General features: G+C 66.4%; 12 protein-coding genes and 1 pseudogene. 2 read left to right on the top strand and 11 right to left on the bottom strand.

The window, feature by feature from the left end:
• The first annotated feature begins 4 nt into the window (after nucleotides 1-4).
• On the top strand, nucleotides 5-721 hold the full coding sequence (locus RW112_RS09255; RefSeq protein ID WP_317781457.1) for a sulfite exporter TauE/SafE family protein: 717 nt from the start codon (nucleotides 5-7) through the stop codon (nucleotides 719-721).
• Here RW112_RS09255 and RW112_RS09250 read toward each other — a convergent pair whose 3' ends face one another.
• Together RW112_RS09250 and RW112_RS09245 are read right to left on the bottom strand one after the other, a co-directional pair.
• Complete coding sequence (locus tag RW112_RS09250) at nucleotides 722-1,753, bottom strand: 2-hydroxyacid dehydrogenase (RefSeq protein WP_317781456.1); 1,032 nt, start codon at nucleotides 1,751-1,753, stop codon at nucleotides 722-724.
• Nucleotides 1,747-3,048, bottom strand: a complete 1,302-nt coding sequence (locus tag RW112_RS09245; RefSeq protein ID WP_317781455.1) for a glucarate dehydratase family protein — start codon at nucleotides 3,046-3,048, stop codon at nucleotides 1,747-1,749. The genes RW112_RS09250 and RW112_RS09245 overlap by 7 nt, the downstream gene beginning before the upstream one ends.
• A 121-nt stretch (nucleotides 3,049-3,169) precedes the next feature.
• Here RW112_RS09245 and RW112_RS09240 point away from each other — a divergent pair, with 121 nt between their 5' ends.
• Nucleotides 3,170-4,105 (top strand): LysR family transcriptional regulator, encoded by a 936-nt coding sequence (locus RW112_RS09240; protein WP_317781454.1) that lies wholly within the window; start codon nucleotides 3,170-3,172, stop codon nucleotides 4,103-4,105.
• Nucleotides 4,106-4,142: 37 nt separating this feature from the next.
• Here RW112_RS09240 and RW112_RS09235 read toward each other — a convergent pair whose 3' ends face one another.
• From RW112_RS09235 to RW112_RS09200, 9 genes and pseudogenes are all read right to left on the bottom strand, one after another.
• On the bottom strand, nucleotides 4,143-4,838 hold the full coding sequence (locus tag RW112_RS09235; protein WP_317781453.1) for a FadR/GntR family transcriptional regulator: 696 nt from the start codon (nucleotides 4,836-4,838) through the stop codon (nucleotides 4,143-4,145).
• A gap of 10 nt (nucleotides 4,839-4,848) precedes the next feature.
• The gene (locus tag RW112_RS09230; protein WP_317781452.1) at nucleotides 4,849-5,976 is read right to left on the bottom strand and encodes an L-talarate/galactarate dehydratase; all 1,128 of its coding nucleotides are present in this window, start codon (nucleotides 5,974-5,976) and stop codon (nucleotides 4,849-4,851) included.
• A 156-nt stretch (nucleotides 5,977-6,132) separates the two neighbouring features.
• Nucleotides 6,133-6,293: pseudogene (locus tag RW112_RS20865) on the bottom strand (transcriptional regulator); the annotation flags it as partial.
• A 41-nt stretch (nucleotides 6,294-6,334) separates the two neighbouring features.
• Entirely contained in the window at nucleotides 6,335-6,787 is a 453-nt protein-coding gene (locus RW112_RS09225; protein ID WP_317781451.1) for an SRPBCC family protein, read from the bottom strand.
• 281 nt (nucleotides 6,788-7,068) lie between these two features.
• Nucleotides 7,069-7,989 carry an AEC family transporter gene (locus RW112_RS09220; RefSeq protein WP_317781450.1) on the bottom strand — a complete coding sequence of 307 codons (921 nt, stop codon included), beginning with the start codon at nucleotides 7,987-7,989 and terminating at the stop codon, nucleotides 7,069-7,071.
• A gap of 106 nt (nucleotides 7,990-8,095) precedes the next feature.
• The gene (locus RW112_RS09215) at nucleotides 8,096-9,424 is read right to left on the bottom strand and encodes an enolase C-terminal domain-like protein (protein WP_317781449.1); all 1,329 of its coding nucleotides are present in this window, start codon (nucleotides 9,422-9,424) and stop codon (nucleotides 8,096-8,098) included.
• On the bottom strand, nucleotides 9,421-11,037 hold the full coding sequence (locus RW112_RS09210) for an aldehyde dehydrogenase (NADP(+)) (RefSeq protein ID WP_317781448.1): 1,617 nt from the start codon (nucleotides 11,035-11,037) through the stop codon (nucleotides 9,421-9,423). Before RW112_RS09210 ends, RW112_RS09215 begins: the two co-directional genes overlap by 4 nt.
• Before the next feature lie 42 nt (nucleotides 11,038-11,079).
• Nucleotides 11,080-11,994, bottom strand: coding sequence for a 5-dehydro-4-deoxyglucarate dehydratase (gene kdgD / locus RW112_RS09205; RefSeq protein WP_317781447.1), 915 nt, complete (start codon nucleotides 11,992-11,994; stop codon nucleotides 11,080-11,082).
• 166 nt (nucleotides 11,995-12,160) lie between these two features.
• Nucleotides 12,161-13,045, bottom strand: a complete 885-nt coding sequence (locus RW112_RS09200) for a LysR family transcriptional regulator (RefSeq protein ID WP_317781446.1) — start codon at nucleotides 13,043-13,045, stop codon at nucleotides 12,161-12,163.
• Between the last annotated feature and the right edge of the window lie 35 nt (nucleotides 13,046-13,080).

The raw sequence follows: 13,080 nt of genomic DNA, 5'->3' as shown, positions 1-13,080 counted from the left end.
CCGAGTGACAGCTGCCGAGTATGCCGTCATCGCCGGGGTGATCTTCCTGGCCGCATGCCTGCAGGCGTCCAGCGGCTTCGGCATGGGCATGCTGGCGGCGCCGGTGATCGCGATGGTGGATCCGGCACTGCTTCCCGCTACGCTGATCGTCCTTGCGCTGTTGGTGACCGTCATGGTGACCGTGCGGGAACGCCAAAGCCTGGACCTCCGGGGTACTGGCTGGGCCCTGGTGGGCCGGATTCCCGGGAGTTTCCTGGGCGCGTGGCTGGTGGCGGCGCTGTCGAAGGACGGACTGGCCTGGGTGGTGGTGGCCGTGGTGCTTACAGGACTGGTGCTGGCGGGCAGGGGCTGGGCTCCCCGGCCGGCACCGGCCACCCTGATCGCTGCCGGCGCGGCCTCCGGCATCATGGGCACGGCCACTTCGATCGGCGGACCTCCCATGGCATTGGTCTGGCAGGGACATGATGGTCCCAGGCTGCGCGGCACCATGAGCGCCTTCTTTATGGTGGGTTCGACAATTTCGATGGTGATGCTTTGGCTAACCGGTGCCGTCACGGCAGAGATGCTGGCACTGGCGCTATGGATGGTTCCGGCGGCTGTTGGCGGCTACGCCGCATCCCGGTATGTCAACCGGTTCCTCAACCCCGCGCGCCTGAAAGCGATTGCCTTCGGCGCGTCGGCGCTGGGAAGCACCCTGCTGATCGTGCAGCTGGTCCTGTAGCTATCGAGCTGAAACGGGACGCGCCACCAGGTTCACCAGCTCCTCGCCGCGGGCGAGCCGCCCGATGTTGGCTGCAATATCGGCCGCCCTGCGTTCAAACGTGATGCGTGCATGGCCGGAATGGTGCGGGGTCAGCACCGTGTTCAGCAGGGATGCGAAAGGCAGTTCCGCCGGCGGAACGACGCCGTCCGCGGGGGCTCCCCACCAGACGTCCAGGCCGGCCCCGGCGATGCGCCGGTCCTTCAGCGCTGCATACAGCGCCGCCTGGTCAACAACCGGGCCGCGGGCCACGTTGATCAGGAAAGCCGACGGTTTCATGGCAGCCAGTTCAGCCGCCCCGATCATCCCTTCCGTTCCGGAATCCAGCGGTACTGTGACCACCACGACGTCGGACGCGGCCAGGAGCTCATGAAGCTGGTGATCTCCGCCCACCCAGTCGAGCCCCACGCCGTCCGGGAGACCGGCGTCGGGGTTCCGCCGGACAGCGCGCACCTTCATGCCCAGCGCCCCGGCCACGCGGGCCACTTCGGCGCCGATGGATCCGAGGCCCACCAGTCCCAGTGTCAGGTCGGCAAGGACGGGGTGGAACGGAACGTCGTCGGCCGTGGCAATAGTGCGCCACTGCCCCTGGCGGACTTCGCGGTCGGCATCGGCAACCCTGCGCGACAGCATCAGGGTGACCATCAGGACGTGCTCGGCGATGGGCCGCGCGTGGTGGAAGGTGTTGGCCACGATCGCCGACGGTGCCAGGTGCGGGAAGGAAATCTTGTCGTAGCCTGCGCCCGTGACGTGGACCAGCCGCGCGCGGCCGGCAACCTCCGCTTCCACGGGGCCGAGGGTGGAGCAAACCACGACGTCGGCGCCCGCCAGGGCGCTCAGGCGCCGTTGGGGAGTCCATGCCGCCGCCATGTCCCACTGGTGAGTGCCGCCGTCGGCCTTCAACCGGTCCTCGAAGCGGCTGATAATCGGGTCGGTGACCACGATCTTCAGTGATTCACGGCGGTCCGGAGCCTGGCCCCCGGTGGTTACCATCGGGGGCCCTGAAGCTCGTAGGAGGGATGCAGGCGCTGCATGTATCCGGTGTCATCCCTGCTCCTGATCCCGCAGTCCAAGTACTGGCGGTGCAGGCGTTCCAGGGCGTCATGGTCCACCTCAATACCCAGGCCAGGGCCGGTGGGGACCTGGACGGCGCCGTCCTTGAACGTGAACACACCGCCCGCGATGACGTCCTCCGACGGGTCCTTCCAGGGCCAGTGCGTGTCGCAGGCGTAGTCGAGGTTGGGGGTTGCCGCCGCCAAATGGACCATGGCGGCGAGGCTGATGCCAAGGTGGGAATTGGAGTGCATGGACAGGCCAAGTCCGAAAGTCTCGGTGATGCCGGCCAGGAACTGGGTCCGGCGGAGGCCGCCCCAGAAGTGGTGGTCCGAGAGGATGACGTCCACGGCGCCGGCCGCCACGGCAGGGGCCACATCCGCGAAGCTGACCACGCACATGTTCGTGGCCAGGGGCATGCCGACCTCGCGGCGGACGGCCGCCATGCCTTCGATGCCTGGTGTGGGGTCCTCAAGGTACTCCAGTACGCCGTGCAGTTCCTTGCCCACCCGGATGGAGGTCTCCACTGTCCAGGCGCCGTTGGGATCGATGCGGAGGGGGAGGTCGGGGAACTCGGCGCGGAGTGCGTGGATAGCCGCAATCTCTTCTTCCGGTGCGAACACGCCCGCCTTCAGTTTGAGTGCGCTGAAACCGTAGCGGTCCACCATGGTCCGGGCCTGCTGCACAATCCCGGCCGGGTCCAGGGCCGCACCCCAGGCGTCGTCCGCTTGGCCGGGGTGGCCCGCCCACTTGTAGAACAGGTACCCGCTGAACTGCACGGAGCCGCGGACGGCGCCGCCCAGGAGGTCGCTGACCGGCCTGCCAAGCAGTTTGCCCTGGATATCCAGCGCTGCGACGTCGAACGCGGACAGCACGCGGTCGGCTGTGCTCGAACCGGTGACCATGCCGCTCATGCCGTGGCCGCCCTGGATGGTGTCCTGCTGCAGTGCCGTGGCGATCCGGCTGCGCAGCGCGTTGATGTTGAAAACGTCCGTGCCGGGCACGGCCGCAGCTGCGAGCCGGAGCCGGGCGATGTGGCCGGCATCGCCATAGGTTTCACCGAAGCCCGATACGCCGGCATCCGTCCGGACCTCCACGATGGCACGCAGCGCGAACGGTTCGTGGACACCTACGGTGTTGAGGAGCGGGGGGTCCTTGAAGGCCACCGGCGTGATCGAGACGCCGGTGATCCTGGCCTGGTTGACGTACTGGGCGGGATCGTAAGCCTGGTCCACTGCGCGTGCTCCTTGGGTTGGATCGGGGGTTGATTTACCTGCTCCGTTCACCGACCATAAGGGGAGTCATCGATCCAAGTCCAAGCTAATTTGAGCACTCAACAATTCAGTAAAGGTATGAATGTTTTCCCTACCCCAGTTAGAGGCGTTCGTGGCCGTCGCTGAAGAGCTCCACTTCGGTGCCGCGGCTGAGCGGCTGAACATGACCCAGCCGCCGCTGAGCCGCCAGATCCAGATGCTCGAGAAGAAGCTTGGAACCCAGCTTTTCGGCCGCACCAGCAGGAAAGTGGAGCTGACCGCCGCGGGCGCCACCTTGCTGCCGAGGGCGCGGCAGATCCTGGACATGTGCATCAAGACGGACCTTGATGTCCGCCGGGTGTCCTCCGGTGAAGCGGGTGCCATCACCGTGGGGTACACGGCCATCGCCGGCCAGAGTGCACTGCCGCTGATGCTGCGCCGGGCTGCGGAGGGGATGCCGGGCGTGTCCTTTGTGCTCCGGGAACTGGTCTCCACGGACCAGATGGACGGGCTGGTGAAGGGTAGCGTGGACATCGGACTGCTGCGGCCCATCGTGGCCCGGCCCGGGGTGGTGTCCCGGCCGCTCATGCAGGACCGGCTGGTGGTGGCGCTGCCCGAGGGGAGTTCGTTGCTGGGCAATATGGCGGTGCCGGCGGGTCAGCCGCTGCCGCTGGGGTCCCTGGACAGGCTGCCGCTGCTGATGTACTCCACCAAAGAGGCCCGGTACTTCCACGACCTGGTGCTCCGGCTGTTCGCCAGCGCCGGCGCCCACGCCAATATCACCCAGTACGCCAGCCAGGTCCCGGCGCTTCTGGCTTTCGTCCAGGCCGGCCTGGGGGTGACGCTTGTCCCCGCCTCGGCCATGGCCTTCGCCCCCGACGGAGTGGAATTCCATGAGATTGACGGACGGCACGGCATCCAGGAGCTGAACCGCGTGGACCTGGAGCTGGCGTGGAACGAAGAAACAGCCAATCCCGCCGTCCTGCGGCTGCTGCGGCTGATCGACACGCCTGAGCGGCCAGCTGACTCAAACGCGTGAGCGCGCGCTGAGCGGCAGGCGGTGATCCGCACGCGCCCTACTGGCGTCCGGCCCTGAGCCGGCGCCTTGAGTTGGCCAGGTGGCTGCGCATGGCAGCCGACGACGACGGCACGTCCCCTTCCGCGATGGCCGAGTAGATGGATTCGTGTTCGTGGACCACCTGTTCGAAGTGCTCGCGGGCATAGTGTTCGTCACCGGTCATCAGCCGGGTGCGGGGCATCGCGATCATGGTCTGGCCCAGTGATGCCAGGCAGTCCGAGTAAAAGGGGTTTCCGGACGCGGCGGCGATGGCCTTGTGGAATTCGTAGTCGGACTTCATCGCGTGCGCCGGGTGGTCGCCGCTTGCGGTGAACTCTTCCAGTGCGCTCAGGACGGCTTTTAGCTGCCGGTCCGTGCGGTTGCGGGCGGCCAGGGCGGCAGCTTCTGCCTCAACGCCCATCCGGAACTCGAGCAGGTGGAGCCGGTCCTCAAGGCTGGTCACCGGCCGGCCGCCGGAGGAGTGCGGATCGCCGGGGCGGGGCGGGGTCAGCGCGAAGCTGCCCCGCCCGCGTTCGGTTTCCACCAGGCCCTCGGCTTGGAGCCGGGTCAGGGCTGCCCGGACCACCGTGCGGCTGACGCCGAACTCGCCGATGAGGGTGTTCTCGCTCGGCAGTTTGTCGCCGGGCTGGATGACGCCGTCGACGATGCGCGTGCGAAGATCGGCGGCGAGGTCCGCGGTCAGGTTCCGGCTCATGCGTTCAAGGTTACGCGCCGAACTCCACGGAATCGGTGGTCCAGGCGCGGGCCTGGTCGCTGAGGGTCACGCCGAGTCCCGGGCGGTCCGGAACCAGCATGCGGCCGTTCTTGGTTTCGAGGCGCTCGTTGAACAGGGGGTCGAGCCAGTCGAAGTGTTCCACCCACGGTTCGCGGGGGTAAGCGGCGGCAAGGTGCAGGTGGATTTCCATGGCGAAGTGCGGTGCGAGACCCAGGCCCCGCTCGTCCGCCAGGGCGGCCAGGCGCAGGAACTGGGTGATGCCGCCGACGCGGGGTGCGTCGGGCTGGATGATGTCGCAGCCGTTGGCATTGATCAGGCCCTTGTGCTCGGCCACCGATGCCAGCATCTCGCCGGTGGCGATGGGCGTGTCCAGGACGTTGGCCAGGTGCGCGTGGCCCTCGAAGTCATAGGCGTCCAGCGGCTCTTCGATCCAGACCAGGTTGAATTCCTCCAGCTGCCGGCCCATTCGAAGCGCGGTTGCGCGGTCCCACTGCTGGTTGGCGTCCACCATCAGCGGCACGTCCCAGCCGATGTGTTCGCGGATGCCGGCCACCCGGCGCAGGTCCTCTTTGCTGTCGGGCAGGCCAACCTTGATCTTGATGCCGCCGATGCCGTCGTCGATGGACTGGGTGGCACGGGCCTTGACCTCATCCAGCGAGGCGTTGAGGAAGCCGCCGGACGTGTTGTAGGTCTGGACGGAGTCGCGGTAGGAACCCAGGAGCTTTGCGAGGGGAAGGCCGGCGCGCTTGGCCTTGAGGTCGTAGAGGGCGATATCGATGGCGGCAAGGGCCTGCGTGGCCACGCCGGAGCGGCCCACTGATGCGCCGGCCCAGAGCAGTTTGGTGTAGATCTTGCCGATGTCGTTGGGGTCCTCGCCGATGATGCCCTCGGCCACCTCCTTGGCATGCGCGTACTGGGCGGGTCCGCCTGCGCGCTTGGAGTAGCTGAAGCCGATGCCGCTGTGGCCCTGCTCGGTGGTGATTTCAGCGAAGAGGAAGGCCACCTCCGTCATGGGCTTCTGGCGGCCGGTGAAGACCTTGGCGTCGCTGATCGGCACGGCAAGGGGAAGCCTCGCGGTGGAAAGTTTGACGTGGCGGATGAGGTCTACGGTGCTCATGGGGGGCTCCTCGGAATCTGAAAGGGGCTTCGTCGCCCGCACCTCTTATGCTACAAGTAAAGAACTTGTAATACAAGTAGGTGTTTCCGCAGACGAACCGGCCGGCGGCGCCGCCGTCGGCGACCCCCACGCGGTCAGTCTTGCAGAGTCCCGACAATCGTGGGTTGGTTCGCCGGTGATCCGATGTTCCGCGTGGGTGGTGGTTTCCCTGATGAGGCGCACGAGGTGCCCGTCATGGAGTGAGTAGATGACGTGGCGGCCATCTCTTCGGGTGTCGACGAGCCCGCTGAGGCGAGTTTGGCCAGGTGCTGACTGACGAACCCAAAACGGGCGGCTGGACTGACGCGACCGCGCGTCTCTAGAGGGAAACCTGTTCCTCTACCATTACCCGTATATTGCGCATTACCCGCCTCGACTGTCTCGCCAGCACGAGTCTAAAAACGGGCTCAAGGAGACGCATGGGACCGCTCATGACCTGCTGTAGCTCGAAATCCAGCTTTGTTCCGTGATCGCCCACCGGAGACATTCCAAGGGCGAAATTGACATGGACGCCCGGGCTGTCGCCAGTGAGAGCAATGCGTTGGTCCTTTTCAAACTCGACGCATTCGTATTCGGATTCCGACCGCTGCCCAAAGTCACGACGCTCCATGATGGACTTACTGCCCACGTCCATGGCACCGGACGTGACGCGACGTATGGCCACGACCTCCTTTTCCCACAACGGCTGAGTCTCAAAAATTCTCGTACCCACAACGTCGAAGACTCCAGAAGGAGGTCGGTTGACATAGATTGAATCTGTATACCGCAGCATGGTGTGCCTCCTGAGCCCACGATCGAAACAGGGTCATATTCAAAGCCATCTGGATCTGCCGCCACCCGGCCTTCCCAGCTGTTCCAGTCTCTGCCGGCTGGCGGCCTTCCGCCAGTGCGGGATGTGGATGCCATCAGTACGAGAGCCATGCAGGGGAAGAGGCTCCCTAGCTATGCCGTACCAACGATAAAGAAAGCGTCGAATTCGAGGCAGCCGTCGCCGAAGCGCTTGCTTCAGTTCCGGGGGGATTGGCACTGTTGGAGGGTCAGCGGCCCGAGGCCCTACCCCAGCAACCACGCCACCACCAGCAGCGCGCCGATGCTCAGCACGGTGGTGCAGAGGATCACATCGCGGGCCACCGTCATTCCCCGGCCGTAGGGGGAGGCGAAGAGGAACACGTTCTGTGCCGTGGGCAGTGCGGCCATGATCACGCTGGCCAGCAGGTGCTGCCCCTCCAGCCCGAAAACGAAGCGGCCGAGGACCCACACCACCAGGGGCATCCCGGCAATTTTCAGGAACGTTGCCACGAGCGTTTCAACCCGGCCGTCACCTTTCTGTAACGGGGCCCGGCCGGCCAGTGACAGCCCGAAGGCCAGCAGCACCATGGGCACGGCACCGCCGGCGAGCATGTCGATGGGTTTCTGCAGCAGGTCCGGGGCGGTCCAGCCGGTCAGGGCTACGGCTGCGCCGAGCCCCGAGGCGATGATCATCGGATTGGCGAAGGGGGTGACCAGCAGCTTCTTCCAGGAGATCTTGGAGCCTGACACCAGGCCCAGCACCGTGAGGTAGAACGGCGCCATCACCAGGATCTGCACCAGCAGCACCGGCGCGACATGCTGAGCCGTGCCCACCGCATACAAGGACACCGGAATGCCGATGTTGTTCGCGTTGGCATAGCTGCTGGCCATGGCGCCCACGGCTGTTTCGGCTGCGGGCCGGGGGAAGACCAGGAAGCTGGACAGGCAATAAAGAAGCCCCACAATCGCTGCCGAGAGCAGCGCGAGCGGGGCGTCCGTTCCGAGGGCTGCCCGGATGTCGCTGCCGGCCACCACTGTGAACAGCAGCGCCGGGTTGGTGACGTAATAAGCGGTCCGGGTCAGGGCGCCCTGGATTTCCGGTCCCAGGATCCGGAAGCGGGCCGCGAAATAGCCCACGGCAATGACGGCGGAGACGATGAGTATTCCGGAGACAACGCCGCCCAAAAGTGCGCCCTTCTATTTATCTGTAAGTCTTGGGTCCCGCACGGCCGTCTTCCTGTTTCATTAGGAGGGCCGGCCGTGCGGAAGCTTCAGTTCTATCGCAGGACGCCTAGCGCACCAGGCACGGCCGCTTCGGGTCGAAGGACCAGCCGTCGATGTAATACTGCATGCCGATGCTGTCGTCCCGGGCGTCCAGCCCGTGCTCGAGGTACAGCTGGTGTGCCTTGTCCAGGGCATCGCGGTCCAGCTCGATGCCCAGGCCCGGTGCGTCCGGAACTTCGATGGCGCCGCCCTTGATCTCCAACGGGTTCGTGGTGAGGCCCTGCCCGTCCTGCCAGATCCAGTGTGTGTCCAGTGCGGTAATCTCGCCGGGGGCTGCTGCGCCGGTGTGCGTGAACATGGCGAGCGAGATGTCGAAGTGGTTATTCGAGTGCGAGCCCCAGGTGAGCCCGAACTCGTGGCAGAGCTGCGCCACCCGGACCGAACCGTGCATGGTCCAGAAGTGCGGGTCCGCCAGCGGAATATCGACGGCGTTGCTGCGGATCGCGTGGGACATTTCGCGCCAGTCTGTTGCAATCATGTTGGTGGCCGTCTTGAGCCCGGTGGCGCGGCGGAATTCCGCCATAACCTCGCGGCCGGAGAATCGCCCTTCGGCACCGCAAGGATCCTCGGCATAGGCAACCACTCCTTGCATCCGCTTGCCGAGCCGGATGGCCTCCTCCAGGAGCCAGCCGCCGTTCGGGTCCAGCGTGACGCGGGCGTCGGGGAAGCGCTTGGCCAGGGCGGTGACCACGTCCACTTCGTCGTCGCCGGACAGCACGCCGCCCTTGAGTTTGAAGTCGCTGAAGCCATACCGTTCCTGCGCAGCTTCGGCCAGGGCCACAACCGCGGCCGGTGTCATGGCCTCCTGCCGGCGCAGCCGCTCCCAGCGGTCCGACGGCGCCTCCTCCACCAGGTACGGCAGGTCCGTCCGCCGGCGGTCGCCGATGAAGAAGAGGTAACCGAGCATCGGAACCGAGGAGCGCTGCTGCCCGTCACCGAGCAGTTCGGCCACCGGTACGCCCAGGAACTGTCCGTGCAGGTCCAGCAGGGCGGATTCGACGGCGGTGACCGCGTGGACGGTGGTCCGAAGGTCGAAGGTCTGGAGCCCGCGACCGCCGGCGTCGCGGTCCGCGAACTCGGCTGCGATCTCGCGGAGCAGAGAGCGGTAGCGGGCCACCGGCTTGCCCGCGATGAAGGCCCCGGCCTCCTCGATGGTGGTGCGGATCTTCTCCCCGCCGGGAACTTCACCCAGGCCCGAGCGTCCGTCCGAGTCGGTAATGATCACCACATTGCGCGTGAAGAACGGTCCGTGCGCGCCGCTGAGGTTCATCAGCATGCTGTCGTAGCCGGCGACGGGAACTACCTCAACCTTGGCGATGGTGGGCTGGGTGCTCATGCGTTGACCTTATCTTCTGCATCGGCTGCGCTTTCCACGACCCCGTCGATCCTGCGGTTCAGCTGCCACGGGTTGGCGTCCTGCAGCGGAGCCGGGAGCAGTTCCTGGGGCAGGTTCTGGTAGGCGACCGGCCGCAGGAAGCGGTTGATGGCCAGCGTACCCACGGAGGTGGTCCTCGTGTCGGATGTTGCGGGGAAGGGGCCGCCGTGGACCATGGCGTGGCCTACTTCGACGCCGGTGGGCCAGCCGTTCACGATGATGCGGCCCACCTTCTGCTCGAGGGCCGGCAGCAGCCGCGCCGCCGTCGGATAGTCCTCCGCAGTGAGCTGCAGGGAGGCGGTGAGCTGGCCCTCGAGCCGGTTGACGGCCTCGATCAGTTCGTCGGTGGTGGTGTAGCGGATCACCAGGCTGGCCGCGCCGAAGATCTCGGCGTGCAGGACGTGGTTGCTGACGAAGTCGGCGATGCCGGTGCCGAAGATGGTGGGGGCCGGCGCGTTTTCGGTGGGGCCGGCGGTTCCCTGGCCGACGACGGTCACGTTGGCGGCGGATCCGAGCGCCTCGGCCCCGGTGTTCCACGAGCCGGCGATGCCTGCGGTCAGCATGGTCTGGCCGGCACAGGCGGATACTGCGCGTCCGACGGCGGCAGCCAGTTTATCGCCCAGCTCACCTGCGGGGGCGAACAGCAGGCCGGGGGAGGTGCAGAGCTGTCCGGAGCTGCCGGTGACGGCGGTGACGTACTGCTGCGCCAGTGCGTCGATCTGCTCGGCGGAGCCGGTGAGGGCGCCGGGGAAAACGAAGACCGGGTTGAGTGAGGACATTTCCGCGTAGACCGGGATGGGCTCCGGGCGGGCGGCCGCGGTGCGCATCAGCGCGATGCCGGCGCTCTGCGAACCGGTGAAGCCCACGGCCTTGATGGCCGGGTCCGCCACAAGGGCCTGACCGATGCTGCTGCCGGGTCCGTAGATCAGCGAGAACACGCCCGGGTGGAGCCCGGAATCGCGGACCGCTTTGACGATGGCCTGGCCGACAAGCTCGCCCGTGCCCGGGTGGGCGTTGTGGGCTTTGAAGACCACGGGGCAGCCGGCGGCGAGGGCGGAGGCGGTGTCTCCTCCCGCCGTCGAGAAGGCCAGCGGGAAGTTGCTGGCACCGAACACCGCCACGGGTCCCAGCGGGATCTGGCGCTGGCGGATGTCGGCGCGGGGGAGCGGGGTGCGTTCCGGCAGGGCCGGGTCGATGCGGACGCCGCGGAAATCGCCCTGGCGGACCACGTTCGCGAACAGGCGGAGCTGGCCGGTGGTGCGGGCCCGCTCGCCCTGCAGCCGGCCCGCGGGCAGTCCGGTCTCCTGGCCGGCGCGAATGATCAGGTCATCGCCGATGGCCTCGATGTTGTCCGCGATGGCTTCGAGGAAGTGTGCGTGCGTCTCGGGATCGAGCGTGCTGAAGGACGGGTAGGCGTCGGCGGCCGCGGCCGTGGCTGCCTTGAGCTGGTCCTCGGTGAGCAGGGTGTAGGGGGGCTCAAGCTGTTCGTTGCTGGCGGGGTTGAAGCCAAAGGCGGCTTTGCCTTCGCCTGCCACGGGCTGCCCTGCAATCAGGGAATGTCCGGTGAGTGTCACGGTGGTAACTCCTAGGAAGGGGATCGATCAGGAGACGGTGGGTCAGGAAACAGTGGCGATCAGGGCCTTGAGGTCGGCGAGGTCCTGCGGCGCCAGGTTCTGCAGCGGCGGGCGGACGCCGCCGGCCGAGCGCCCGATGGCATCCAGGCCGCCCTTGACGATGGACACCGAGTAGCCCTTGACCCGGTCGCGGATGTCCAGGTAGGGGATGACGAAGTCGTTGAGCTTCTTGTTCACGGCCACGCGGTCCTGGTTGCGGACGTCCTGGTAGAAGTCCAGGGCGAACTGCGGGACGAAGTTGTACATGGCACTGGAGTAGGTGCTCATGCCCAGCTGCAGCAACGGCAGGGCGAAAGTTTCGGCGGTCGGAAGGCCGCCGAGGTAGAACAGGCGGTCGCCGAGCTTGGCGTAGACGCGGGCGTCGTGTTCCAGATCGCCCACGCCGTCCTTGAAACCGATCAGGTTCTCGTGGCGGTCGGCCAGGGCGGCCACCGTGGAGTCCTTGTAGATCGCGTTGGCGCGGTTGTAGATGATGACGCCAAGCGAGGTGGAACTGCAGACGGCGCTCACGTGGTCGATCAGGCCGCCCTGGTCCGCTTCCGTCAGGTACGGCGGCAGCAGCAGGATGCCTTCGGCGCCCGCGGCCTCTGCGGCCTGGGCGTTTTCGATGGCCTGGGCCGTGGAGCCGCCAGCGGACGCCAGGACGGGAACGGTGCTGCCGACTTCCTCGACGGCGGCGCGGACCACGCGGGCGGATTCGGCAGGCGTGAGGGAGAAGCCTTCGCCGGTGCCGCCGGCGGCGAAGAGCCCCGCCACCGGGTAGCTGGCCTGCCAGGCTAGGTGCTTTCGGTAATTTTCCTCATCGAACTGGAGGTTCGCATCGAACGAGGTCACCGGGAAGGAGAGCAACCCGTCTTTGAGAACGCTGGCAAGTTCCTGGGGTGAGTATTTGGCCACGGTGGGTCCTCCATGTTGGCGCCGCAGCGGTGCGGCATTGGGTGTCTTCGCCTCCAGCCTAGGGAGCCACGTAATGCCTGTCTAAGTTCATTTTTGTATGCATTGATACCCTTCCTGCATCGCGTGCCGGTGCCCACCCGGAAGGAAGGTTCTTTCTGCCCGCCGCCTAGTTCTCCTGGAAATCCAGGGTGCGCAAGGCAAGGGCGAGTGCGGGGTTGCTGTTGTTCCGGCTCCAGATGGCGTGGAGTTCCACGGGATCATCCACGCTGCTCTCCAGCGGCAGGAACTCGACGCCGTGGACCCCCAGAAGCGTCGCTGAGTGCGGAACGAAGGCTACGCCGCGTTTTGCGGCCACCAGGGACACCATGGTGAGGATCTGGCTGACGGTGTGCACCACGTTGGCGTGCTGGATGGGGATCATCCGCACCACCAGGTCGTAGAAGTACCGGGCCTGGGTGGAGGAGTGCATGATCAGCGGCTCGCCCCTGAGGTCTTTTTCGGTGACGTCACGGCTGAGGCCGGCCAGCGGATGGCCGGACGGTACCGCCAGGACCATCGCTTCCCGGTACAACAAGTGCGAATCGAAGACCTCATTGTCAAAGGGCGGCCGCGCGAGGCCGATGTCGAGTTCGCCGGACTGGAGTCCGGCGATTTGTTCGCCCGTCACCAGTTCCTGCAGGTCAATGTCGACGTCGGGCAATGCTGCGGCAATTTCTTCCAGCAGCGGGCCGAGGATGCTGAAGCCGCTCGCTGCCGTGAATCCGATCCGCAGCAGCCCCGAGCGTCCCGATGCGATCCGGCGTGCAGTCACGGGTGCCCGGTTGGCCAGGGCCATCAGCCGCCGGGCCTCGTCCAGGAAGGCCCGGCCCGCGGCCGTCAGCTGGACTTTCCGGTTGTCCCGCTCCAGGAGTTCAGCGCCTACGGCCTTCTCCAGCTTCTGGATCTGGCGGCTTAGCGGCGGTTGCGTCATGTTGAGCCGTTCGGCCGCCCGGCCGAAGTGGAGCTCCTCAGCGACGGCGATGAATCCTGCCAGCTGGTCAAAGGTAAACATGATGCCTTCCGGGTATCACTCGATGCATATTTGGG

This window comes from Arthrobacter sp. B10-11 (genome assembly GCF_033142195.1).
GTDB lineage: Bacteria > Actinomycetota > Actinomycetes > Actinomycetales > Micrococcaceae > Arthrobacter > Arthrobacter oryzae_C.
This window is presented reverse-complemented; position numbering and strand designations above follow the sequence as displayed.